The organism is Chryseobacterium sp. Marseille-Q8038 (assembly GCF_965111995.1).
In genome coordinates this window covers 2,257,017-2,281,303 of sequence record NZ_CBCOPN010000002.1, presented here as the reverse complement: position 1 = coordinate 2,281,303, position 24,287 = coordinate 2,257,017, and the positions used below count along the sequence as shown (strand labels likewise).

20 protein-coding genes and 1 riboswitch are annotated in these 24,287 nt (G+C 36.5%); of the genes, 2 read left to right on the top strand and 18 right to left on the bottom strand.

Going from position 1 to position 24,287, the window contains the following annotated elements:
* Nucleotides 1-159: 159 nt before the first annotated feature.
* From cysS to folE, 3 genes are all read right to left on the bottom strand, one after another.
* A complete protein-coding gene (gene cysS, locus ACWPWS_RS24350; RefSeq protein WP_454048191.1) occupies nucleotides 160-1,626 on the bottom strand; it encodes a cysteine--tRNA ligase in 1,467 nt (488 codons plus the stop codon).
* Between the two features lie 125 nt (nucleotides 1,627-1,751).
* The gene (locus ACWPWS_RS24345) at nucleotides 1,752-2,183 is read right to left on the bottom strand and encodes a DinB family protein (protein WP_105683390.1); all 432 of its coding nucleotides are present in this window, start codon (nucleotides 2,181-2,183) and stop codon (nucleotides 1,752-1,754) included.
* Between the two features lie 3 nt (nucleotides 2,184-2,186).
* A complete protein-coding gene (gene folE, locus ACWPWS_RS24340; RefSeq protein ID WP_047376638.1) occupies nucleotides 2,187-2,855 on the bottom strand; it encodes a GTP cyclohydrolase I FolE in 669 nt (222 codons plus the stop codon).
* A 100-nt stretch (nucleotides 2,856-2,955) separates the two neighbouring features.
* Here folE and ACWPWS_RS24335 point away from each other — a divergent pair, with 100 nt between their 5' ends.
* Nucleotides 2,956-4,107: a hypothetical protein gene (locus ACWPWS_RS24335; RefSeq protein ID WP_454048190.1), complete on the top strand. Its 1,152-nt coding sequence runs from the start codon at nucleotides 2,956-2,958 to the stop codon at nucleotides 4,105-4,107.
* Nucleotides 4,108-4,388: 281 nt separating this feature from the next.
* Here ACWPWS_RS24335 and metF read toward each other — a convergent pair whose 3' ends face one another.
* From metF to ACWPWS_RS24295, 8 genes are all read right to left on the bottom strand, one after another.
* The gene (gene metF / locus ACWPWS_RS24330; RefSeq protein WP_105683388.1) at nucleotides 4,389-5,348 is read right to left on the bottom strand and encodes a methylenetetrahydrofolate reductase [NAD(P)H]; all 960 of its coding nucleotides are present in this window, start codon (nucleotides 5,346-5,348) and stop codon (nucleotides 4,389-4,391) included.
* Nucleotides 5,349-5,355: 7 nt separating this feature from the next.
* Nucleotides 5,356-8,016: a methionine synthase gene (gene metH / locus ACWPWS_RS24325; RefSeq protein ID WP_454048189.1), complete on the bottom strand. Its 2,661-nt coding sequence runs from the start codon at nucleotides 8,014-8,016 to the stop codon at nucleotides 5,356-5,358.
* A gap of 1 nt (nucleotide 8,017) precedes the next feature.
* Complete coding sequence (locus ACWPWS_RS24320; RefSeq protein ID WP_454048188.1) at nucleotides 8,018-9,109, bottom strand: fatty acid desaturase family protein; 1,092 nt, start codon at nucleotides 9,107-9,109, stop codon at nucleotides 8,018-8,020.
* 83 nt (nucleotides 9,110-9,192) lie between these two features.
* The gene (locus tag ACWPWS_RS24315; RefSeq protein ID WP_105683385.1) at nucleotides 9,193-10,203 is read right to left on the bottom strand and encodes a homocysteine S-methyltransferase family protein; all 1,011 of its coding nucleotides are present in this window, start codon (nucleotides 10,201-10,203) and stop codon (nucleotides 9,193-9,195) included.
* Entirely contained in the window at nucleotides 10,178-10,561 is a 384-nt protein-coding gene (locus ACWPWS_RS24310; RefSeq protein ID WP_454048187.1) for a four helix bundle protein, read from the bottom strand. The genes ACWPWS_RS24315 and ACWPWS_RS24310 overlap by 26 nt, the downstream gene beginning before the upstream one ends.
* Nucleotides 10,562-10,588: 27 nt before the next feature.
* Nucleotides 10,589-11,749: an O-succinylhomoserine sulfhydrylase gene (locus ACWPWS_RS24305; protein WP_454048186.1), complete on the bottom strand. Its 1,161-nt coding sequence runs from the start codon at nucleotides 11,747-11,749 to the stop codon at nucleotides 10,589-10,591.
* A gap of 124 nt (nucleotides 11,750-11,873) precedes the next feature.
* Nucleotides 11,874-13,412 (bottom strand): ACT domain-containing protein, encoded by a 1,539-nt coding sequence (locus tag ACWPWS_RS24300; RefSeq protein ID WP_454048185.1) that lies wholly within the window; start codon nucleotides 13,410-13,412, stop codon nucleotides 11,874-11,876.
* Nucleotides 13,412-14,356, bottom strand: coding sequence for an alpha/beta fold hydrolase (locus tag ACWPWS_RS24295; protein WP_454048184.1), 945 nt, complete (start codon nucleotides 14,354-14,356; stop codon nucleotides 13,412-13,414). Before ACWPWS_RS24295 ends, ACWPWS_RS24300 begins: the two co-directional genes overlap by 1 nt.
* Nucleotides 14,357-14,416: 60 nt before the next feature.
* A riboswitch (SAM riboswitch) is annotated at nucleotides 14,417-14,524 on the bottom strand.
* Nucleotides 14,525-14,712: 188 nt separating this feature from the next.
* Here ACWPWS_RS24295 and ACWPWS_RS24290 point away from each other — a divergent pair.
* On the top strand, nucleotides 14,713-17,328 hold the full coding sequence (locus tag ACWPWS_RS24290; RefSeq protein ID WP_454048183.1) for an MGH1-like glycoside hydrolase domain-containing protein: 2,616 nt from the start codon (nucleotides 14,713-14,715) through the stop codon (nucleotides 17,326-17,328).
* A 78-nt stretch (nucleotides 17,329-17,406) separates the two neighbouring features.
* On the opposite strand, the gene ACWPWS_RS24285 is transcribed toward ACWPWS_RS24290, so the two are convergent.
* The 7 genes from ACWPWS_RS24285 to ACWPWS_RS24255 all read right to left on the bottom strand — a co-directional run bounded on the left by ACWPWS_RS24285 (nucleotide 17,407) and on the right by ACWPWS_RS24255 (nucleotide 24,281).
* A complete protein-coding gene (locus tag ACWPWS_RS24285; protein ID WP_454048182.1) occupies nucleotides 17,407-17,826 on the bottom strand; it encodes an OsmC family protein in 420 nt (139 codons plus the stop codon).
* Between the two features lie 34 nt (nucleotides 17,827-17,860).
* Complete coding sequence (locus ACWPWS_RS24280; protein ID WP_454048181.1) at nucleotides 17,861-19,183, bottom strand: DUF58 domain-containing protein; 1,323 nt, start codon at nucleotides 19,181-19,183, stop codon at nucleotides 17,861-17,863.
* Between the two features lie 65 nt (nucleotides 19,184-19,248).
* Nucleotides 19,249-20,280, bottom strand: coding sequence for an AAA family ATPase (locus ACWPWS_RS24275; protein ID WP_454048180.1), 1,032 nt, complete (start codon nucleotides 20,278-20,280; stop codon nucleotides 19,249-19,251).
* Between the two features lie 118 nt (nucleotides 20,281-20,398).
* Nucleotides 20,399-21,556 (bottom strand): hypothetical protein, encoded by a 1,158-nt coding sequence (locus ACWPWS_RS24270; protein WP_454048179.1) that lies wholly within the window; start codon nucleotides 21,554-21,556, stop codon nucleotides 20,399-20,401.
* Nucleotides 21,557-21,567: 11 nt separating this feature from the next.
* Nucleotides 21,568-22,359 (bottom strand): DUF4129 domain-containing protein, encoded by a 792-nt coding sequence (locus ACWPWS_RS24265; RefSeq protein WP_454048178.1) that lies wholly within the window; start codon nucleotides 22,357-22,359, stop codon nucleotides 21,568-21,570.
* Nucleotides 22,352-23,314, bottom strand: a complete 963-nt coding sequence (locus ACWPWS_RS24260; RefSeq protein WP_309511638.1) for a DUF4013 domain-containing protein — start codon at nucleotides 23,312-23,314, stop codon at nucleotides 22,352-22,354. Before ACWPWS_RS24260 ends, ACWPWS_RS24265 begins: the two co-directional genes overlap by 8 nt.
* Nucleotides 23,298-24,281, bottom strand: coding sequence for a stage II sporulation protein M (locus ACWPWS_RS24255; RefSeq protein ID WP_454048177.1), 984 nt, complete (start codon nucleotides 24,279-24,281; stop codon nucleotides 23,298-23,300). The genes ACWPWS_RS24260 and ACWPWS_RS24255 overlap by 17 nt, the downstream gene beginning before the upstream one ends.
* Between the last annotated feature and the right edge of the window lie 6 nt (nucleotides 24,282-24,287).

The window sequence follows — 24,287 nt, the reverse complement described above, 5'->3', positions numbered from 1 at the left end:
CATTAAGTTGGGGAGTTTGAGAGTTTGAGAGATTGAGAGATTGAGAGTTGATGAGTGAAAGAGGTAATTTAATATTTGTAAAAGGGGTAAAAAAAACATTCCGTAAGAATCCTAAAATGTGGGACTCCTACGGAATGGGTATAAAACGAAGTTATATTTTTAGTTCAGAACGTATGATGTTCCGTCTCTTCCGTCTTTTAATTCGATTCCTTCAGCAAGCAGTTTGTCTCTGATCTGATCTGAAAGGTCAAAATTCTTGGATTTTCTTGCCTGGTTTCTCAATTCAATTAAAACTTTTAAAGTTTGATCAAGTTTTTCATTGTTATTTTCTTCCACGGTCTGTAATCCCAGAACATCGAAGATAAAGGCATTCAATGTTGATTTTAAATCTTCAAGATCTGCAGTTGAGATTGTTTCTTTCCCATCATTCAAAGCAAAGATGTATTTTACTGCTTCAAACAGGTGAGCAATCAGGATTGGAGAATTGAAATCGTCTGTTAAAGCTTCATATGCTTTATTTTTCCACTCTTTCAGGCTGAAGCCGGATTGTTTTGTATCATCAGGCGTAATGGAATTCAATACTTTTACGGCTTCCATCAGTCTGATAAATCCTTTTTCACTGGCCAGCATTGCATCGTTTGAAATATCCAGCACACTTCTGTAATGTGCCTGCAGGAAGCAGAAACGTACAATTGAAGGATGGAAAGGTTTTTCAAAGAAATCATTGTCTCCTGTAACCAATTGCATAGGAAGGATATAGTTTCCTGTAGACTTGCTCATACGTTGTGAGTTCATTGTCAACATATTAGCATGCATCCAGTAATTTACCGGTGCTGCGTCATTGCAAGCTTTCCCTTGTGCTATTTCACATTCGTGGTGAGGGAATTTAAGATCCATTCCTCCTCCATGGATGTCGAATGTTTCACCTAAATATTTAGTACTCATTGCAGTACACTCAAGATGCCATCCCGGGAATCCTTCTCCCCAAGGAGAGTTCCATCTCATGATGTGAGCCGGAGATGCTTTTTTCCACAATGCAAAATCCTGTGAGTTTTTCTTTTCTCCCTGTCCGTCAAGATCTCTGGTATTGGCAAAAAGTTCTTCTATATTACGTTTTGAAAGTTCGCCATAGTTCAATCCTCTTTTGTTGTATTCTAATACATCAAAGTATACAGAACCGTTGCTTTCGTAAGCGAATCCTCTTTCAATCAGTTTTTGAGTCAGCTCTATCTGTTCTACAATATGTCCTGTAGCTGTAGGTTCGATATTAGGAGGCAACAGATTGAACATATCCAATACTTTATGGAAGTCTACCGTATATTTCTGTACGATTTCCATGGGTTCCAGCTTTTCCAGTCTGGTTTGTTTTACGAATCTGTCGTTATCTACATTCCCATCATCGGTAAGGTGACCTGCATCAGTAATATTTCTTACATATCTTACTTTATACCCCAAATGCGTCAGGGTACGGTAGATAAAATCGAAGGAAAGAAAAGTTCTTACATTTCCCAAATGTACATTGCTGTACACTGTAGGTCCACAGACATACATTCCGACATTTCCTTCTAAAATAGGTTTGAATATTTCTTTTTCCGCAGTAAGAGAGTTATATATTTTTAATTGCATGTATTTTTAAGTTAAAAGATTTAATGATTTTAAAGATTCAAAATTGAGTTAAAAATTACTTTTGTCACAACAAATAATTGTTGTGATAAAAATCTTATGTGAAACTTTTTTAAATTTTATCATAATTAAATCGCTTTTAAATGATGCTGTAAATGATCTACATAATCATTGATAATAAACTCCAACGTATACACCCGAGGTTCTGTTTTAGTTGTATCGCAGGTTCTTTGTAATGCTTCATCCGGAATATTTTCCACGATATGAACAATCTGATAGTTCAAAGACTTCCAAAGATCAATAAGATCTGAAGTAGGAACATTCTGATAGTTCTGAGCTTTTACCCAGAAATTCTGGTCATATACAATATTTTCGTTCTCTTTGTATTGGGTTACCACAAATCTACGGATATTTGTAAAAGCACTGTCACAAAGATGACCAATAATTTCTTTTTTAGACCATTTTTCTGAAAAACTTCTATGTGACCATTCTTCTTCAGGGATATTTTGAAATCTCTGAAGTTCGGCATCAATAATGTTTTTAAGGATTTGGTAGTTCATTGATTAATAATCCAGTTTGGCATGGCTTCCTACATAATGTAAGAACTCCTGTCTTGTAATAGGGTTTGTTCTGAAAATACCACTTAATTCTGCGGTAATCGTAGAACTTGCGGTGTCTTTTATTCCTCTGCAGTTTACACAAAGGTGTTTTGCATCAATGATACAGGCTACATCTTTTGTTCCCAGCGCTTCTTTCAAAGCATCTACAATCTGCATGGTAAGTCTTTCCTGGACTTGTGGTCTTTTCGCATAATAATCAACAATTCTGTTGATTTTTGAGAGACCGATTACTTCACCATTGGAAATATAAGCTACATGGGCTCTTCCTATGATGGGTAAAAAGTGATGTTCGCAGAAAGAGTATACGGTGATATCTTTTTCCACCAACATCTGGCGGTATTTGTATTTATTGGAGAAAGTAGAGATTCCTGGTTTGTTTTCAGGAAGAAGTCCTCCGAAAATCTCGTTCACATACATTTTGGCAACACGTCTTGGAGAGTCTTTCAGAGAATCATCTGTCATATCCATTCCTAATGTTTCCATAATCTCCCCAAAAAGCTCAGTAATTTTTTCTATTTTTTCCTGTGGCGATTTATCAAAAGCATCTTTCCTTATAGGCGTATGTTCTTTTCCAGTGAAAATATCATCGTCGTTATCAGTAAAATCAACCATTTTTATTTAATTTGCAGCAAAAATACGGATAATATCTATTTCTCTATTTCAAATAAGGTGAAAAACATTATCTTTTATAGCCATTTCTGATTAAAAGCCTATGATTATTGTCGAGGAAGTACAAAATAAACACCATAAAAGGGAATTTCTGGAATTCCCAGTCCGCCTTTATGAACGCGACAAAAATTATATCCGCCCTTTAGATCAACATATTGAGGAGATTTTTGATCCTGAAAAAAATAAGTTCTTTAAAAATGGGACATGTAAAAGGTTTCTGTTTGAAAAGAACAATCAAACAGTAGGTAAAGTAGCCGTTTTTATCAATGGGTGTTATGAGCAAAAGCAACCTACGGGAGGAATTGGTTTTTTCGACTGTATCAATGATCAGGAAACTGCCAACTTTATTTTTGACCACTGTAAAAACTGGCTTCTGGAAAAAGGTATGGAAGCCATGGACGGACCTATCAATTTTGGGGAGCGGGATAAATTCTGGGGACTTTTAACGGAAGGTTTTATTGAGCCTTTATTTGGGATGAATTACAATCTCCCTTATTACAAAGAGCTCTTTGAAAATTATGGGTTTCAGGTTTATTTTGAGCAGCTTTGTTTTACCAGACCTGTTTTTGCAGAAGTTTCAAGGATCTTTACCATTGCCTATGAAAAGAACAGAAGAAATCCGGCTATTTCAGCGCAACCCATGAAAAAGAATAACCTGGCTAAGTTTGCGAAAGACTTTACTGAGGTTTATAACAAAGCATGGGCCTGCCATGGAGAAGGAAAACAACTGGAAGAAGCCAAGGTTCTGAAAATGTTCAACACAATGAAACCTATTATCAATGAACATATCTCCTGGTTTGTGTATGAGAATGAAAAACCTATTGCCATGTGGATCAATATGCCTGACCTCAACCAGTGGTTTAAATATCTGAATGGGAAGTTTGGATTTTTCGAAAAACTCAAGTTCTTGTTTTTAAAACGATTTAAAAAGAATGAGAAAATGGTGGGGCTTGTTTTTGGTGTTGTACCGGAATGGCAGAAGAAAGGCATTGACGGGTATATGATCTGGGAAGGAACTCAACATTTGAGAAAGCATACAGATTTTACGATTACAGAACTACAGTGGATTGGTGATTTTAATCCTAAAATGATTAAGATTGCTGAAGCTCTTGATACAACCGTTACCCGAAAACTGGCAACTTACCGATATTTGTTTGACAGGAATAAGGAATTTGAGAGACATGAGATTCTTTAAGGTAAGGAAGATGGAGGCTAGAAGATGGGAGTTATTGAAGCGTGTTTATTAACTAAAAGTTTAGTTTGCTTTTTTTAAATACTGTAAGCTAATTGACGCAGAGTTTTTATTTGCGACTGTTATATTTTTGAGTGAGCAAAGGTTGAATCAACTTTATTGATTCTTTCTAAGCGGATGTATAGCCTGCGGCTTACTTAGTTCATCTTATTTTCTGTATCAGATTCTGATTAAAATAAAAACCCTGCCTTTTACAGCAGGGTTCCTTCATTTTGGTACTTTTATTAGAATAGCTCACCGGCTACTTTTTTTATGTTATCGCTTTTACCCATTGAGTAGAAATGCAAAACAGGAACTCCGAAATCCAGCAGTTCTTTGCATTGGGCAATAGACCATTCTATTCCGATCTGCTTTACTGCTTCATTATTCTTCGCATTTTCCACTTCACTAATCAGTTCTTCGGGAAGGTCTATTTTGAATACCTGTGGCAGGATTTTCAAATGTTTCTTGGTGGCAATAGGTTTGATCCCCGGAATAATAGGAACGGTAATTCCCATTTCTCTTGCTTTCTGAACGAATTCAATGTACTTTTTATTGTCAAAAAACATTTGAGTAACAATATAATCTGCTCCGGCATCTACTTTTTGTTTCAGCCATTTCAGGTCATAATTCATGGAAGGAGCTTCCATATGTTTTTCAGGATATCCGGCAACTCCAATGCAGAATTTATTTAATTCATCACAAACCTGTTCCTCGTTATGAAGGTATTTTCCTCTTCCAAGGTTATTAATCTGATTCACCAGATCCATAGCACTTGCATGCCCGCCATGAGTAGGTTCAAAATATTGATGTCCTTTCATGGCATCTCCCCTTAAAGCCATTACATTGTCTATCCCCAGATACATACAGTCTACCAACAGATATTCTGTTTCTTCTTTTGTGAACCCTCCACAAAGCAGATGGGGTACTGTATCTACATTGTATTTATGCTGAATAGCCGCACAAATTCCTAATGTTCCCGGACGCATTCTTGTAATACGGCGTTCCATCAGGCCGTTTCCTTTGTCCAGGTAGATATATTCTTCTCTGGATGTGGTAACGTCAATGAAAGGAGGTTTGAATTCCATCAACGGATCTATATTGGTATAGAGATCTTCAATCCCGATTCCTTTCTGTGGCGGAACAACTTCTAAGGAGAATAAAGTTTTTCCATTTGCGTTTTTAATGTGTTCTGTTATCTTCATGTCAATGTTAATCTGCTAAATTTGGCGACAACCATTTTCTTGCTTCCTGGATGCTACAACCTCTTCTTGCTGCATAATCTTTAAGCTGGTCTTCTGTAATTTTTCCTAATCCGAAATATTTGGCGTGCGGGCTTCCGAAATAATATCCGGAAACGGATGCTGTTGGGAACATGGCAAGGCTTTCTGTAAGGAAAACACCTGTATTTTCTTCTACTTTTAGTAGATCCCAGATGGTTTTCTTTTCCAGGTGGTCAGGGCAAGCCGGATATCCCGGAGCCGGACGGATTCCTTTATATTTTTCGGCAATCAATTCTTCGTTGCTTAAACTTTCCTGATTGGCATATCCCCAGTACTCGGTTCTTACTTTTTTGTGTAAGAATTCTGCATAGGCTTCTGCAAAACGGTCTGCCAGAGCTTTCACCATGATGGAATTGTAATCATCGTTGGCTTTTTCATATTCAGTAGACAATTCATCGGTTCCAAATCCGGTGGTTACACAGAATGCTCCTACATAATCGGTTTTTCCTGAACTTTGAGGAGCTATGAAATCACTTAGCGCCAGATAGTCTTTTCCTTTTGATCTCTGAGCCTGTTGTCTTAGGGTTAAAAATTTAGCCTGCTCATTGTTATTTTCATCAAAAATTAAGATATCATCAGATTCATTGGAATTGGCTTTAAAAATTCCGAAAATGGCTTTTGCTGTTAAAAGCTTTTCATCAAGAATTCTCTTTAGAATCACCTGGGCATCTTTGAATAATTCTTTCGCCTGAACGCCTACGACCTCATCTTCCAGGATATTCGGGTATTTTCCGTGAAGATCCCAGCTTCTGAAAAACGGTGACCAGTCGATAAAAGGAAGAAGTTCTCTCAGATCCTGATTTTCGATCACTTTTATTCCTATCGTATTCGGAGTGAAAATTTCTTCGTTTTCCCAATCAATTTTAAAATGATTCTCTCTTGCTTCTTCAATGGAGACATAATCTTTATCTACCTGTCTGTTCAGGAACTTTTCCCTGAAATCGGAATAGTCATTCTTTAAATCCGAAACATATTCTTTATTCCTGTCACCCAATAATGAGCTTACGACGTTTACGGCTCTTGAAGCATCATTCACGTGAACGACAGCATTTTTATATTTTAAATCGATTTTCACTGCAGTATGTGCCTTGGACGTTGTAGCACCACCGATCAATAACGGAAAATCTAAATTCTGTCTTTCTAATTCTGAAGCGATGTATACCATTTCATCCAAGCTTGGCGTGATCAATCCGCTCAGCCCGATAACGTCTACTTTTTCTTCAATAGCAGTCTGGATAATCTTTTCAGCCGGAACCATTACTCCGAGGTCAACAATTTCATAATTGTTACAACCTAAAACGACACTCACAATATTTTTACCGATATCATGAACGTCTCCTTTTACAGTTGCCATTAATATTTTTCCGTTGGCAGGTTTTGCTCCGTCTTTTTCAGCTTCAATGAAAGGCTGTAAATAAGCCACAGCTTTTTTCATTACCCTTGCAGACTTTACAACCTGTGGTAAGAACATTTTTCCGCTTCCGAATAAATCTCCCACCACTCCCATTCCGGTCATCAGATTGATTTCTATGACATGAAGCGGTCTTGCGGCCAATTGTCTTGCTTCTTCTACATCTTCTTCAATAAAACGGTCAATACCTTTTACCAGGGCATAAGTAATTCTTTCCTGTAATGGATTATTTCTCCATTCCAAGTCTTCGGTCTTTTCTTTTTTTACAGATTTGTGTTTTTCTGAATAATCAAGAAGTCTTTCTGTAGCATCTTCTCTTTTATCCAGAATTACATCTTCTACAAGCTCCAGAAGTTCTTTATTGATTTCATCATACACCTCCAGCATCGCCGGGTTTACGATACCGATGTTCATTCCTGCCTGGATGGCATGGTAAAGAAATACGGAGTGCATGGCTTCTCTCACCGTATCATTTCCACGGAAAGAGAAAGATACATTGCTCACTCCTCCACTTACGGATGCATAGGGAAGATTTTGTCTTACCCAGCGCGTAGCTTCAATAAAATCGATGGCGTTTCTTCTGTGCTCATCCATTCCTGTTGCCACCGGAAAGATATTTAAGTCGAAAATGATATCTTCTGCCGGGAAGCCAATCTGGTTCACCAGAATATCATAAGAACGTTTTGAGATTTCAATTCTTCGTTCAAAACTGTCAGCCTGCCCTACCTCATCAAATGCCATTACAATAACTGCAGCACCGTATCTTTTAATGGCTTTGGCATGTTTGATAAATTCTGTCTCTCCTTCTTTTAAACTGATAGAATTCACTACACATTTTCCCTGAGCAACCTGAAGACCTGCTTCCAGGATTTCCCATTTGGAAGAGTCTACCATGATTGGAATTCTTGCGATATCCGGTTCTGAAGCAATTAAGTTCAGGAATTTGATCATGGATGCTTTTCCATCAATCAATCCATCATCGAAGTTGACATCCAGAATCTGGGCACCTCCTTCTACCTGATGGCGGGCAATATCTAATGCTTCAGAGAATTTCTCCTCTTTAATGAGTCTTAAAAACTTTTTGGATCCGGCAACATTGGTCCTTTCACCAACATTGATGAAATTACTTTCCGGGGTTATGATAAGAGGCTCAAGGCCTGATAATCTTAAATATTTCATTTTATTCTTCTAAAATATAGTAGGCATTATGGGCATTCTGCCTCAATAAATCCCTATGCTTGCTTAAAGCTGTAATCAGGGGAAACCTTTTGTAAGCTAAATCATGTTTTTTAGCAAATTCCTCAATCTCCTCTGTGATCTCGTTATAATACATATAACTGTAATTCGGGAACAGATGATGGGCTACATGGAAATTGAAATTTCCCAACACATTTCTTACCCACCAGTTATTTTCTTTTAAATCATTGGTCACTTCAAACTGGTGACGAAGCCAGCTAAACGGGAGACCATTTTCTTTATTTAATTTTGGAAAGGCATTATCAGGAAGCGGATGCAAAGGCAGTAAAACAAACAATGCAAAAATACTTGCTGAAATCACCTGTAAAAACCATGCTCCTAAAGCCAATCCTATTGATACTTTAAAGAACATCACAGGAACCACAATCTGATAAAAGAAATAGAACAGTTTATAACTGATCATTTTTACTTTCTCCATGACAGGTATTCTTCCCTGGGTCTTTAAAATCACTCTTTCCTTGTCAAAGAAGTCCCTGAAGTCTCTTATAAACATCCAATTGAATAAATACAACGGATAGACTAAAAAGAAAAACTTATCCTGATATTTCTGTACTCCTTTTGCTTTGATCCATGGTACAATTAAAAGCAATCCGCTCTGTTCAATATCTGTATCCCATCCATCCACATTAGGATAGGCATGGTGGCTTGCGATATGTCTTTTTTTCCAGATGTAGGAATTAGCTCCTATAAAATCAAAAATGTGAAGAACCAGCCCGTTCAGTCTTTTACTTTTATAGATATTATTATGAGCGGCTTCATGAATTAAGTTTAAATAAATTAAAACCAAAAAAATTCCCATTAAAACAAAACTCAGAATGTAGATCCAATGCTTTTCGGCATTCAAAAGGGCCAGGAAATACAACCCGATATAGACCAATGGCAGCACAACCGCTTTGATCTGAATGTAGATATCTCTGTTCTCAGAAATGGCTTCCACTCTCTGGTTTACTTTCTTTCTCAGCTCATTAAATAATCTGATATCTTCCGAATCTTTTAAATAAATTGGCTTTTCCATTATATTTAACTTTGTGGTTTACATAAAGTTACTATTTATAATTTAGCCTTCATTCTTGATTTTAATTAAAAAAATCTATCAAATCACACAAATTCCTTCAATTTCCTTGGTGGATATTGTTCTACCAGATCCGCAATTGCCTTAATATGCTCAGGTGTAGTCCCACAGCATCCTCCGATAATATTGATTAATCCTTTTTCTACATATTCTTTGATCTGTCTTGCCATATCTTCTGGAGTCTCATCATATTTTCCGAAAGCATTGGGTAAACCGGCATTCGGATATGCTGAAACGTAGAATTCTGAATTATGCGCCAGTGTTTCAAGGTAAGGAGTCAGCTGATCTGCCCCCAATGCACAGTTAAAGCCTACACTTAATAAATTCAGATGGGAAACTGAGATCAGAAAAGCTTCTGCCGTTTGTCCGCTCAATGTTCTTCCTGAAGCATCGGTAATCGTTCCTGACACCATGATTGGAATTTTGATTCCTCTTTCATCCTGTAGTTCGTCAATAGCAAACAAGGCTGCTTTTGCATTCAGGGTATCAAAGATGGTTTCTACCAACAGAATATCTGAACCACCATCCAGCAAAGCTTCACACTGCTGCTTGTAAGCCACTCTCAATTCTTCGAAAGTGATGGCTCTGTATCCCGGATCATTAACGTCCGGACTTAAACTTGCCGTTCTGTTTGTTGGTCCGATAGATCCTGCTACAAATCTCGGTTTGTCCGGATTTTTTGCCGTGTACTCGTCACAGGCTTTTCTGGCAATTTTTGCCGACTCATAGTTCAGGTCATATACCAATTCTTCCATGTGATAATCTGCCATCGCAATGGTAGTTCCTGAGAAAGTATTGGTTTCAATGATATCAGCTCCTGCTTCCAGGTATTTCTTATGAACTTCTTCAATAGCCTGAGGCTGCGTCAGAGAAAGCAGGTCATTATTTCCTTTCACCGGATGTTCCCAATCCTTGAAACGTTCTCCACGATAATCTTCTTCTTCAAACTTGTATCTCTGAAGCATAGTTCCCATCGCACCATCAAGAATTAAAATTCTTTCAGACAGAGCTTTATATAATTGTTCTGAATTTTTCATTTTCTATCAATTTATAGTTTATAAATCCGCTCACCAGTTTTTTACATAAGAGGATTTTTTTATTGATTATTTCAAAATCTTCTTTAGAAATATAGTGTTGGTCTAAAGCCAAATGGAATTGAGCTTCCAGTTTATAAAGAGATTTCCCGGCCATATGCAGAAACTGTAAAGTATCTTCAGGAACCTGTGTTCTACTTCCTTCCGTTATATTGAACGAAACTGAAGTTGCCATTCTTCTTATGTGACTCGTTAAAGCCAATAATTCTTCTTTAGGAAAATTTGCAGTAAGAATATAAGTTAGAGTAACCAACTGTCTTCCTTCTCCCCAAATTACTAATTCTGTGTAGTTTCTATCCATTTGGCTCTATAAACTGTGAACGATTAATTAATCTAAAGCCTGTTTCAGATCTGCAATGATATCCTCTACATTTTCCAGCCCTACTGAGCAACGAACCAATCCTGCCGTAATCCCTACTTCATTTCTTTCTTCGTCTGAAAGTTTGGAGTGGGTTGTAGATGCCGGATGGGTAACGATCGTTCTTGTATCACCTAAGTTAGCCGACAGTGAGCACATTTGTATCTTATCTAAAAAGTTTCTTCCGCCCTCTATTCCGCCTTTGATTTCAAATGCTACGATATTTCCTCCAAGCTTCATCTGCTTTTTGGCTACTTCGTAACTCGGGTGAGATTTCAGGAATGGATATTTTACTAATTCTACGTTGGGATGGCTTTCTAAAAACTCTGCTACCTTCAATGCATTCTCACAGTGTTTTTCTACACGAATAGACAATGTTTCAAGGCTTTTTGATAATACCCATGCATTAAAAGGAGACAATGCAGGCCCTGTATTTCTTGCGAAAAGATAAATTTCTCTGATCAGGTCTTCTTTTCCTACTGCTATTCCTCCTAACACTCTTCCCTGTCCGTCAATCAGTTTTGTTGCGGAGTGTACAACAATATCTGCACCATATTTAATCGGCTGCTGAAGGTAAGGTGTTGCAAAACAGTTATCTACAATAAAGATAAGATTATGTTTTTTTGCAATCTGCCCGAAGAACTCCAGATCCAAAATTTCAATCGCCGGATTGGTAGGCGTTTCAAGATATAAGATCTTTGTATTGGGTTTAATATATTGTTCAACATTCTCAGCATCTCCTGCTTTGAAATAAGAAGTTTCAATATTCCATTTCGGGAAATATTTGGTAAACAATGTGTGTGTAGATCCAAAAACTGACTGGCAGCTTACGATATGATCTCCGGCATTCAGTAGGGCAGCAAATGTAGAATAGATGGCTGCCATTCCCGTTGCAAAGGCATATCCGGCTTCTGCACCTTCCATTTTAGCTATTTTATCTGTAAACTCTGTTACATTCGGATTGGAAAAACGGCTGTATAGGTTTTTAGGTTTTTCTTCGGCAAAGCTTGCTCTCATATCCTCTGCATCCTGGAATATAAAACTGGAAGTAAGATATAATGGCGTAGAATGCTCATCAAACTGAGATCTTTCAGTCTGAGTTCTTATTGCTGATGTTTCAAAATTTTCCATATAGTTTTAATTGATTTACCAATATAGCAGTCTAACAATGTACCAATGAAATTCTTCGCTTTGCTCAGAATAACGACAGCAATTATTGGTAACCTGATACATTATCAGATTGTTATATTAAATATTATTTAGTTTCACTTACTCTTAAAATATCTCCGAATACCCCTCTTGCTGTTACCTGTGCTCCGGCTCCGGCTCCCATGATCACAATCGGATTTTCTCCGTAACTTTCTGTATAAATTTCAAAGATTGAATCTGAACCTTTCAGCTGTCCTAATGCTGAAGTGGCAGGAACAGAAATCAGTTTCACATCCAGTTCTCCTTTGTCTTTCTGCAGATCACCATGTAAATCACCTACATATCTCAGCACATGACCAGGCTCCTGATTTTCTTTAATTTTCTGGTATTCTTCATCCAATTCATCCAATCTTGAAAGGAATTCTGATTTTGAAACTTCAAGCAGGCTTTCAGGAACCAGATTTTGGATATTGATATCTCCAAATTCATTGATTAAGTCCAGCTCTCTTGCAAGAATTAATAATTTTCTTGCCACATCATTTCCGGATAAATCTTCTCTTGGATCCGGTTCTGTATACCCTTTTTCCAAAGCTTCGTTGATGATGGTTGAAAATTTATCGTCTCTCAAAGAAAAATTATTGAAAACATAGCTCAATGTTCCTGAGAATACTCCTTTGATTCTTGTGATATTTTCTCCTGAAAGGTGTAATAACTTGATGGTGTCAATTAACGGAAGACCAGCTCCTACATTAGTTTCATACAGATAACGTCTGTTGTTTTTGCTTAACGTATATCTTAGTTTTCTGTATTCCTCAATAGGAAGGGTATTGAAAATTTTATTGGAAGAAACCAAATCGAATCCGTTTTCTGCCAAAGCGTGATAGTTTTTCACAAAATCCTTACTTGCAGTGTTATCCACAACGATCAGGTTTTCTAATTGATTTTCATTGGAGAAATTAATCAATTCTTCAACGTTAGATGGGTGTTGTGCCGTTAAGACCTCATCGCCCCAATTGGCATCAAATCCTTTTTTATTGAAGGCTATTTTCTTTGAGTTGGCTACAGCAACTACTTTAAGATCTATTTTTTTACGTTTCTTAATTTCTTCTGCAGATCCCAAAACCTGTTCTATCAAAGTCTTTCCTACGTTTCCGTGACCAATAATTGCCAGATGAACTGTTTTTGGTTTTTTGAAAATTTCAGATTCTATGATATTTCTTGTTTTTTCATCCTGTGAAGAAGTCACTACGATGTTGACTCTGTTTTCTCCGGCTACCTGATTCAGCAATAATGGGAAAACATTGTTTCTGGCCAGTTCAGCAAAGACTTTATTGAAATCTTCTGCTACAAAACCAATCACAGAAACATTATTGATACTATAGATCTGAGAAACTTTTCCAGATTTTCTTTCTGTTTCGAATTCATCAATAAGGCAAGCAACTGCTTTTTCTGCATCATTTTCGTGAACCAAAATAGAGATTCCGTTTTCTATAGCTTGTTGAGAAATTACTCCTACACTGATACGCGCTAAAGTAAGCGCCTTAAAAATACGTCCGTCAATCCCGATTTCTCCAAGGAAATCTTCTCCTTCAAATTTGACGATTGATCTGTTCTTCAAAAATTTTATTTCGTTAGCATTTTTCATTACTTCTGTAAAATGTTTTTTATGATATTATTTAATTGTTGATATTCCATTAGGAAGGCATCATGCCCGTGTATAGATTGGATCTCGTGATAAGAAACATCCTTATTTTTCTCTTTTAAGTTTTCAAAACACATTCGGATTTCAGAAGCCGGGAAGAATAAGTCTGTATCTACGGAGATCACGTGCATTCGTGCCTGTATGCTCTCCAGTGCTGTTTCATCAGCATTGATATTCATCAGGAGATGATTCATCAGCTTGTATGCCTTTAAACTAAACCTTCCGTTTAATGCATTACCATGATAAACCAACCAGTCTTCTGATTCCAAGCGTTGATTTTCCTTATTATATTGGTTTTGAAATCTGTCATTGAGTGATTGTGGAGTTCTGTAACACAACATGGCATGAATTCTTGCTTTCTGTAATGGTTCTTCTTTATCATTCAATAAGAATTTCTGAACCAGACATTGGGCATGCAGCCAATCGTGTGTTCTGTAATCACAGGCTATGGGAATAAATATTTCTGCGAGATCCGGCTGCTTGGCAAGCATTTCCCAGGCAATCCCTCCTCCCAGAGAACCTCCAATAATGGCATATATATTTTTGATATGTAAAGCTTTAAGCCCTTTCAGAAATATCGCAGCGATATCTGAAGTAGTGAAATCTTCATAGTCTTCAATTAAAAAATTATCATATCCGTTTCCGGGTATATTGAAACACAGAACAGTGTATTGATCAGTATCAACAATCTGATTTTCTCCTACCAATTGTTTCCACCAGCCTTTTTCTCCGGATACATTTGAGTTTCCGGTAAGAGCATGGTTGATTAAAATGATAGGGGCTGTAAACAGATCTTTCCCAAAAAGCTGATAGCTTAATGAGATATTGTATTCCTTTTGAGAATAAGTTTGATACGAAAGATTAATATAGTTTAGTTCTGTTTTCAATTCTATTAAATTTTAATACAATTGAAAATGCCACAGGAAATGGCTGAAAAGAACTTCAGTAAGTTATCTGTCCAAAATAATTTTGGTAGAACGTAGCACCTTCTTTGCTTGCACAAAGGGTTGCTAAGGTTTCATAGGGTCTAATCCCTCAACCTTTCTTGATAACATTTTCAATATTTGAATGAACGAATGGTGCAAAGGTAGTTCTTTTCTTTTAATTTCAAAAAAAAATTATTTTAATATTTTTAAAAGCCCTTAAACACAAGTATTTCAAGACTATATTAATAATTATTCAGATGAAAAAAATTGGAATTACTTCTCAAAAAAACTAACTTCGTATGGAAAAATGATGAGATATGACCGCTGAAAAAGAAAGATTACAAGATACCAAATGGAAAAACTGGGGACCTTATGTAAGCAACCGGCAGTGGGGAAATGTACGCGAAGATTATAGCCCAAACGGAAACGCCTGGAATTTTACCAATCATAATAATGCTGAAAGCTACACTTACCGCTGGGGAGAGGAAGGCATCGCCGGAATTTCTGATGTAAAGCAGCTGTTCTGTTTTGCTTTTTCGTTTTGGAATAAGAAAGATAAAATGGTAAAAGAACGATTCTTCGGATTGAGCAACCCTCAGGGGAATCATGGAGAAGACATCAAAGAAATCTTTTATTATCTGGATAATACACCTACTCATAGCTATATGAAGATGGTATATAAATACCCGATTAATGAATTTCCTTATGATGAGCTCGTTGCAGAAAACGGAAAACGCAGCAAGAAAGAGCCAGAGTATGAAATTTTCGATACCGGAATTTTCGATAATGATGAATATTTTGATATTTTCATCGAATATTGTAAAGCGGATCACAATGATATTCTGGCCAGAGTAACAGTCTGCAACCGAAGTCAGCATGCTGCCCCTATTCTTGTGGCTCCTACTGTATGGTTTAGAAACAACTGGAAATGGGGATACAATACTTATAAAGGAGAGCTCAATACTTCTCACGACGGAAGTATCAATATTGGACACGACAGTATTTCAATCAAGAAACTGTATTCCCGAAATTCAAATGCACAAAGTGTATTTTGTGACAATGAAACCAATACTCCTAAGCTTTACGGAGCTCCCCCATCTGAAAACACCTATTTTAAGGATGGAATTAATGATTATATTATTCATCAGGGAAACACTGTAAATCCTGAAAAAAGAGGAAGCAAAGCTGCTTTTCTTGTTGATGAGATTATTGATGGCGGGGAATCAAAAGTTTTTGAGTTCAGGCTATGTCCTGATGAAGCAGATAAGCCTTTTGAAAATTTTGACTCTATTTTTGAAACCCGTAAAGCGGAAGCCGAAGAGTTTTATAAAGGAATTCAGAATGATACCGTTAACGAAGATGAAAGAAATGTTCAGCGACAGGCTTTTGCAGGGCTTCTCTGGAATAAGCAGTTCTATCATTACAATATCGGAAAATGGCTGAAAGGAGACCCTAATTTGGAAGCTCCAAGAAACTTCAATGAATATGTAAGAAATACAGAATGGAATCATCTTCATAATAAAGATATTATTTCCATGCCTGATAAATGGGAGTATCCGTGGTATGCTACATGGGATCTGGCATTTCACTGTGTGCCTTTCTCCATTATAGATGCAGAATTTGCCAAAGGACAGCTTTTGCTCCTTACCAAAGAATGGTATATGCATCCTAACGGACAGCTTCCTGCTTATGAATGGAATATGAGTGATGTAAACCCGCCTGTACATGCGTGGTCGTGCTTCCGTGTTTTTAAAATTGATGAAAAAAATAATGGAAAACCGGATTTACTATTCTTAGAAAAAGTATTCCAGAAACTGCTTCTTAATTTCACCTGGTGGGTAAACCGAAAGGATAAGAACGGAAAAAACATCTTTGGTGGAGGATTTCTTGGTCTTGATAATATCGGAGCTTTTGACCGGAATATGGAATTAAAGGATGGCCAGCATCTTGAACAGGCAGACGGGACAAGCTGGATGGCGATGTATGCATTGAATATGATGCGTATTGCCATGGAACTGGCCCAGTATTATCAGGTATATGAAGATATGGCTATTAAATTTTTTGAGCATTATCTTTATATCGCCGAGGCCATGGAAAACCTGGGTGAAAGCACGAAAGGCCTGTGGAATGAAGAAGACGGATTTTTCTATGATGTTCTGCAGCTGGGAAATGGAGAAAGCGTTTCTTTAAGATTAAGAAGTATTGTAGGTTTGATTCCTATGTTTGCTGTTGAAATTGTAGATCATCATTTACTGGAAAAAATGCCGAATTTCAAAACCAGAATGGAATGGATTCTAAAAAATAAACCGGAACTCACCAAACTGGTCTCCCACTGGGATGAGGAAGGACATGGAAGAAAACACCTGATGAGTATCCTTCGAAAAAACAGACTGACAAAGGTATTGACCAGAATGCTGGATGAAAATGAGTTTCTAAGTTCTTACGGAATTCGGGCAATGTCTAAAGTATATGAAGAAAATCCTTTTGTATTCTCTGTACACGGATCAGAAAATATGGTGTATTATACTCCTGCAGAAAGTGACAGCCGGATGTTTGGCGGAAACAGCAACTGGCGAGGGCCCATTTGGTTTCCTATCAACTTCCTGATTGTAGAAAGTCTGCAACGTTTCCATTTTTATTATGGAAATAGTTTAAAAGTAGAATTTCCAACCGGAAGTGGTGATAAAAGAAATCTTGATGAAGTGGCTCAAAACATCAGCAAAAGGCTCTGCTCCATATTTTTAAAGGATGAACATGGGCAAAGGGCTTTCAATGGAGGTAATCCAAAGTTCAATTATGATGAGCATTTCAGAGATTATATCACCTTCTTTGAATATTTTCATGGAGATAACGGCCGTGGTGTAGGAGCTTCTCACCAAACAGGATGGACTGCTACTGTGGCGAAATTGATAAAACCAAGACTTACCTTCTAAATGAGTAATCAGTAACAGGTAATGAGTAATAAAAAAGCCGGATGATTCATCCGGCTTTTTCTATTTTTAGATAAGAGATTAAATTTTCTCTCCGTTTACATAGACTTCGTAACCGATTTCTACATTGGGTTCTAACGTTTTGGATACGGAACAGTATTTCTCAAAAGAAAGTTCTGCAGCCTTTAATGCTTTTTTAGGATCAATTTCTCCTTCTAAAAGAAACTTCACTTTAATAGATTTAAAAGGTTTTGCCTCATCTACCTGTACTCTTTCTCCTTCTACTTCTGCCTGAAAACTTTTGATATCCTGACGCTGTTTCTTTAATATTGAAACCACATCAATTCCGCTGCAGCCTGCTACTGCCATCAGTACACTTTCCATTGGAGAAACTCCTTTTGCTCCCGGCTGGGAAGTATTATCCAAAAGAATGGAATTCCCTTGTGCATTGGTACATTCAAATAAAAAGTCGTCGTTTATTCTGTTAAGTGTAATTTTCATTGCTTATTGCTTATTGCTTATTGCTTCTACAAAGTTATAAAATTCCTCTCGCTTTTATCTCCAGATATTTATTGATAACATCAATATTCAAATTTTCCGGAAGTGTATATACAGTATAAATTCCATATTTGCGGAGTTCCTGAATGATCAGTTTCTTTTCAAATTCGAATTTTTCAGCAATGATCTCATCATAAATTTCCTGCATATTTTCAGGATTTTTGTTGATCAGCGTCTGCAGTTCTGAGTTTTTGAAAAATACAACTACCAGCAAATGGTTTTTAGCAATTCCCCGAAGATATTTCAATTGTCGGTTCAGTCCGTCCAACGTTTCAAAATTGGTAAAAAGCAGAATTAAGCTTCTTTGATTGATAGAATATTTTACATCCTGATACAAACGGTTGAAATCACTTTCAAAGAAATCTGTTTTAATATTATAAAGAGCTTCGGAGATTTTTTTCAGTTGTCCGGATTTATTATCAGCGGCAATTTTATTTTCAGCTTTTTTAGAGAAAGTCATCATACCGGCTCTGTCACCTTTTCTTAAAATAATATGAGATAAGGCCATCGTGGCATTGATAGAATAATCCAGTAAGCTTAATCCGTTGAAAGGCATTTTCATGGTTCTTCCTTTATCAATCAACATAAAAATACGCTGCGATTTTTCATCCTGAAACTGGTTGACCATTAAACGATTTGTTTTAGAGGTTGCTTTCCAGTTGATTGTTCTGATATCATCTCCGGGTACATATTCCTTGATCTGCTCAAATTCCATAGTGTGTCCCAGCTTTCTGACTTTTTTGATTCCACCCAATAAAAACTCACTTTGAATCGCCATGAGTTCATATTTTCTGAGATGAATAAAAGACGGATAAGCAGGCAGCATCGCATCTTTCTGGAAAATGAATCTTTTTGAGATCAGTCCTAATGGGGAAGATGCATAGATATTTAAGCCTCCAAAATTATATTCTCCCCTTTCCTTGGGCTCCAGTGAGTATTGAAAGAATGTATTTGCTCCGGAAGCAATTTGTTTTTCAATCAAAAAATCTCTTTTCTGAAACTGGAACGGAATTTCATCAATAATCTTGGTGCTTATGGTAAAGCTGTAATTATTTTTAATATCAATTTTCACAAAATTCTCATCTCCGTTGGACAGCTTTTCCGGCAGAATCCTTTGAGCCTGCAATGCATTCTTTTGATTAAAAAGCAACAGAAAATCTACCATTGCTGCCAGAAAACAGATCAACAGTACGATATGGGCTGCCCACATCAGCACCGGAAAGAAAAATGCCAGAACATACAGTATTCCCACTCCGATGAGTGTAAAAAAGAAACGTGTATTGATGTATAAGTTTTTCATTGGTTAGGGATTAGGATTTAGGATAAAGGGATTAGGCAGTTTGCCCATCAACTTCTCTCTACTACCTATCTTGGAATTTCTATTCCTTCCAAAATCTGGCGGATAATTTCATCGGCAGTAAGCCCTTCCATTTCTCTTTCCGGAGATACAATGACTCTGTGTCTTAAAACAGCGTAGCTTGCTTCTTTAATATCTTCAGGCGTTACAAAGTCTCTTCCTTTTATAGCAGCAAAGGCTTTCGATGCCGTAAGAAGCGCCAGTGAAGCTCTCGGAGAAGCACCCAGATATAAGAATTGGTTTTCTCTTGTGTTGATGATAATCTTAGCAATATATTCCATCAGCTGATTTTCCACAATGATTTCTTTTACCAGATTCTGGTAGTTTTTCAACTGTTCAGCTGTGATAACGCGGTTTACGCCTTCTGTCTTATCTTCTTTTTTACTTTCGTGCTGATTTTTAATGATGGCAATTTCCTGCTCAAGATTAGGATATCCTACATTGATTTTGAATAAAAAACGGTCTAACTGAGCTTCCGGAAGTCTGTATGTTCCTTCATGCTCAATAGGGTTTTGAGTCGCTATAACCAGGAAAGGTTCTTCCAGAATATAGCGGGTACCATCCATGGTGATCTGCCTTTCTTCCATTACTTCAAATAATGCTGACTGTGTTTTTGCAGGCGATCTGTTGATCTCATCAATCAAGATGAAGTTGGAAAAAATAGGTCCTTTCTTAAATTCAAACTCTGAGTTTTTCACATTAAATACGGATGTTCCCAGAATATCGGAAGGCATCAGATCCGGTGTAAACTGAATTCTGCTGAAACCTACATCAATTGTTTTGGCCAGTAATTTTGCGGTGATCGTTTTGGCGACTCCCGGAACACCTTCAATAAGGACGTGTCCGTTTGAAAGCAATGCCGCTAAAAGATGCTCAATCATCTTCTCCTGTCCTACAATCACTTTCCCGATCTCAGATTTTACTTTCTCCAGGCTTGCACGAAGTTCAATCATATCAATTCTCGACTGAAACTGCTCTTCCTGTTTATTAAGATTGATAGAGCTTTGGTTTTCTATATTGGGGTTATCAAAGTTTTCCATAATAAAATTTATTTACCGATCTAACGATTATCAATGCGCTAATTACGCCCCTTCCTGGGAATACTCATGATTGTCATTATCATTCGCTGCATCGTTATATTATTATCTAATTATTATATTATTTAAGTATTTCATCAAGGAGTTTATTAATCCTTGTAAGGTCTTCTTTCATTACACTGGCGTAAGGATCTTGCGCTTTTTTGATAAGCAGTATAGCTTCATTGATCATCTCCATGGTTTTTCCGGTTTTCAGATGCAGTTTTTTGGCAAATTCTTCATCTATATTCTGGGTGTCTATCAACAAATCCATTCTCACTTTGTTCAGAAAATACTGAGCTTTCTTTGCCATCATATCATGAAAATCACCTTCCTGAAGATACAGATTTCCAATACTTTTCACAAAATCCAGGGAAGTATTTCTTAATGGCTCTGTGACAGGTACTATTCTCTGTTTTCTTTTTGCATTAAAGAAAATAAACAAGACAAGTCCTCCTAAAAACACCCACCAGGCATATTTTAAAGCCGGATTTGACAATACAAATCTCATAAAGAAACGTGATGTTGAACTTTTGTTGGATACAAACCAAAGAGTTTCTCTATCCTGAAGATAGGAAAATACATCCTGTGCATATTTCGTATTCCCAGGTTTCAGAAGATAATAATTAGTCAGAAAAAGAGGTTCAGAGTGAGCATAAATAGTTCCTTTTCCAAACTTTACTTTAATAAAGTTGGCCTGATCTGTATTCTTTTTCTCCACCGTTTTTCCTAAAACTTCCACTTTAGGTTTTATAAATGAAAATCCTCTGCCAGACGGAAATTTGTCCAGCTTAATAAAATCATTCTGAAATTTTTTATCAGTCAGTTTCAATACATTTTCTTCTTCAAAAGAGATCTCGGAATCGTAATATCCGATGCTGTCTGAAATTTCTTTAGGCATACGGGTTACCATCAAAAAAGCATCTGAGCCTTCAGACACCTGAGTCAGTATCTTTTTCCATGACTCTCCATCGAGGTTGTTTTCAATAACAACAATATTGTGGGCTTGTTTTTTATGCTGGCTGTAGTATTCGTAAGGAACCTGCTCAATTTTTTTCAGGTTATTTTTAAAAAGAGCTTTCGCTTCATTATTAAAAACAAACAGCCCGAACGGAGATTTTTCATTGATATCAAAATTCTTGCGCCAGTCTGTCGTTTCTTTTTTGTTAACTTCAAGCAATGCCAGAATAACCATCACAATGATGAAAATTGCAGCATATGTTTTGAAAGTTTTATTCATGGTTATTATTGTTATGGTTTAAATGCCTGATACTGATTTTTAAATTTCTGGTAGCTCTGTTCTTCAATACTGAATTCTCCATACCAGACATAATCAAAAATATAAGACAGATTAGAGAAATCGTTTTTCAGATGGGGAGCCTTTATCTCTGTGGCATAATCCTTATTGGTTTTTTCCGGATTCCAGTTGATCAGTTTTTTGTCACTCAGTTTTTTAAGAATAAACAGAAACTGATAACGGACTGCTGAACGGTAATCTCCTGCATGTTCAAATTTTGCAATACTTTCAGGGAAATTGATTTCATGGATATTCTCATGGAGTTCCTGAACGTTAAGATCCAGTTTTTTATTCTTTTTACCAAAAATAAAATTCCCATCTCTTCCCATGATGTATTTAATAATAAAGTAAAGCAGAAAACCTACAAGAATAATGGCAAACAGACGAATAAGAACTGTTGTAAACTCTGCGGACTTCGTTAATGTGGTTTCACCAAAAATTCCCTGTATAATCTGATTAAGCTTTCGCATCAACTTTTGAAAGAAAGATTCCCTAGGTTTTGATACTGAATAATCAAACTCATTTCCTTTATATCTTGATGGAATATTTTCTTTGAATGTTTTCGGATACACCTCATTCTCTGATACCGGATATTTCATCAGCACAGAATCTGCACGCAGCATATTTCTATAATGCCCGGTTGTATATAATGAATCTACCAGATCATCAGCAGTAGGATTGTCGTCCTGAGCGCGAACCAACCCAAGAGAGAAAAAAAGCAGTAATAAAAAAAGAATTTTATTCATTGATTCCAATCGTGTCTATTTCTGCAAGTTCTACTTTCTGATGAAGGTCTGTTCTACTGTCGTAATACATTAATCCTGCATTCACATACATCAGATTTGAAAGGAAAAATGAAAGCAGCATTGAAATTCCGTAGAAAACAAAAAACAAAATTCCGACCGTTCCAGTAAAAGGATTTTGTTCAAAGTTTCCATCCGGTGTTGTCGTAAGAAGCGATCCGTAAAAGAATATCATCGGAATAAATGTGAATATAGAGGTTACAATGTAAATAATAATAAACATTACAAATGCAGCACCCCAATATTTCCAGTACGGTGATTTTTCACTGCCATTCGGGTAAGAAAACTGTGATCTTAAAGCATAGCTCAGGCTTTCCCAGAAACCTCTGTCCGAATTAAAATAATCATACATCAGAAATGTAGTGAAATTAAATATGGTAGGATAAAGAAGCATTATCAGGAACAATCCGATAATAATAAAAATAAGGATGTAAGAAAATCCTACGACGAACAATATGATCGGAGTAACAATAAAGATCATTCCCAGACACAGCTTCGCAATTCTTCCGGCATTATTCTTAAAGTCACCCAGAATTTCATCAGCTTTTATCTTTTCTGCACCTTGTGCAATTCTTTTTAAGTAAAAGACCGGATACAGATAATTGACGATCATCAGAACCATGAAAAGCAGGAAGGTAAGCAGCCCTACAGTAATCAGCATACCGGAGTTTTCTGAAAAATATTGTTCAAAATAATAGCTCTCACCGCCTAGATTAGATCCGAATATCTGTGAAAAGAGTTCTTTATACCCAAATACTACAACAGTTATCATTAAAATCAAAAGTAAGCCATTGATCAGGATATAGTTTTTAAAGTAATTCTTTCCGTATAATTTGAAAAAATTGAAACTGTCACTGATAAAAGTTCCAAAATCTCTTTTTTTATAAAATTGTATCATTGATGTGCTTATTAGTTTTTTTATAGACAACAGACGGATATACAAAATAGTAGAATCCTATAATTGCCAGTGAACCAAAAATAATGATTATGTTCAGAAACAAAGGCATCTTCAGTGCATGTCTTGTGACATAACCTTCTATGATCCCCGCACAAATAGTGAAAGGAACTGTACTTAAAAATATTTTAAATGAATCTTTAAATCCTTTTTTAAAAGAGTTAAATCTTGAAAATGTTCTCGGAAATAAAATAGAAGCTCCCAGAATCAATCCGCACATCGCTTCTACCACCATTGCAAAAATTTCAAAAACTCCATGAAGCCATATTCCTCTTGCACTGTCTTTCAATGCTCCATAATCATAGAAAAAGTATTGGAAAGCTCCCAGCATCACACTGTTGGAAAGCAATGCAAATAATGTCCCTACTCCTCCTGCAATTCCGTAAATATAGAGTTTTGCCCCTACCTGAATATTATTGAAAATAATCCCGATTGTACTGCCCCAGGTACTTCCGCTCTGATAAACCCCTACAGCATTATTATTTTTAATATTTTCAATGGTTTCGTTCACATATCCTTCCCCCAAAATAATATTCACAAAGTCTTTGTCGTAAATGGCAGAAAGTACTCCGATTGAAGTAAATAATATGAAAAAAATAAACGCATACATCAGATATCTCCGGTACTGATACATCAGCAATGGGACCTCAGTTTTGAAAAAATAAATGAATCTGTTCTCCTCTACCCTTTTTGTTTTATAGATCTTCTGGAAAATCTGGGCAGATAAATGATTCAGATAAACTGTAGTATTGCTTTTAGGATAATAAGTCTGGGCAAAAGAAAGATCATTGATCAGGTTTATATACAATGAAGACAGGTCATCAGGATTTTTTTTAATTTTCCCTTGAATAACCTGTTCTATTCCCAACCATTTTTCTTTATTTTGTTTAATGAAATAAACTTCTCTCATAATTGT

Bases quoted from the DNA above. Each gene is read 5' to 3' on its own strand.
- ACWPWS_RS24270 (WP_454048179.1), bottom strand. From the start codon at position 21,556: ATGAATAAAACTTTCAAAACATATGCTGCAATTTTCATCATTGTGATG.
- ACWPWS_RS24265 (WP_454048178.1), bottom strand. From the start codon at position 22,359: ATGAATAAAATTCTTTTTTTATTACTGCTTTTTTTCTCTCTTGGGTTG.
- ACWPWS_RS24310 (WP_454048187.1), bottom strand. From the start codon at position 10,561: ATGGATAGAAACTACACAGAATTAGTAATTTGGGGAGAAGGAAGACAG.
- ACWPWS_RS24255 (WP_454048177.1), bottom strand. From the start codon at position 24,281: ATGAGAGAAGTTTATTTCATTAAACAAAATAAAGAAAAATGGTTGGGA.
- ACWPWS_RS24345 (WP_105683390.1), bottom strand. From the start codon at position 2,183: ATGAACTACCAAATCCTTAAAAACATTATTGATGCCGAACTTCAGAGA.
- ACWPWS_RS24285 (WP_454048182.1), bottom strand. From the start codon at position 17,826: ATGAAAATTACACTTAACAGAATAAACGACGACTTTTTATTTGAATGT.
- cysS (WP_454048191.1), bottom strand. From the start codon at position 1,626: ATGCAATTAAAAATATATAACTCTCTTACTGCGGAAAAAGAAATATTC.
- ACWPWS_RS24290 (WP_454048183.1), top strand. From the start codon at position 14,713: ATGACCGCTGAAAAAGAAAGATTACAAGATACCAAATGGAAAAACTGG.
- ACWPWS_RS24280 (WP_454048181.1), bottom strand. From the start codon at position 19,183: ATGAAAAACTTATACATCAATACACGTTTCTTTTTTACACTCATCGGA.
- ACWPWS_RS24275 (WP_454048180.1), bottom strand. From the start codon at position 20,280: ATGGAAAACTTTGATAACCCCAATATAGAAAACCAAAGCTCTATCAAT.
- ACWPWS_RS24320 (WP_454048188.1), bottom strand. From the start codon at position 9,109: ATGGAAAAGCCAATTTATTTAAAAGATTCGGAAGATATCAGATTATTT.
- folE (WP_047376638.1), bottom strand. From the start codon at position 2,855: ATGGTTGATTTTACTGATAACGACGATGATATTTTCACTGGAAAAGAA.
- metH (WP_454048189.1), bottom strand. From the start codon at position 8,016: ATGAAATATTTAAGATTATCAGGCCTTGAGCCTCTTATCATAACCCCG.
- ACWPWS_RS24305 (WP_454048186.1), bottom strand. From the start codon at position 11,749: ATGGAAAATTTTGAAACATCAGCAATAAGAACTCAGACTGAAAGATCT.
- metF (WP_105683388.1), bottom strand. From the start codon at position 5,348: ATGAAGATAACAGAACACATTAAAAACGCAAATGGAAAAACTTTATTC.
- ACWPWS_RS24260 (WP_309511638.1), bottom strand. From the start codon at position 23,314: ATGATACAATTTTATAAAAAAAGAGATTTTGGAACTTTTATCAGTGAC.
- ACWPWS_RS24335 (WP_454048190.1), top strand. From the start codon at position 2,956: ATGATTATTGTCGAGGAAGTACAAAATAAACACCATAAAAGGGAATTT.
- ACWPWS_RS24315 (WP_105683385.1), bottom strand. From the start codon at position 10,203: ATGAAAAATTCAGAACAATTATATAAAGCTCTGTCTGAAAGAATTTTA.
- ACWPWS_RS24300 (WP_454048185.1), bottom strand. From the start codon at position 13,412: ATGAAAAATGCTAACGAAATAAAATTTTTGAAGAACAGATCAATCGTC.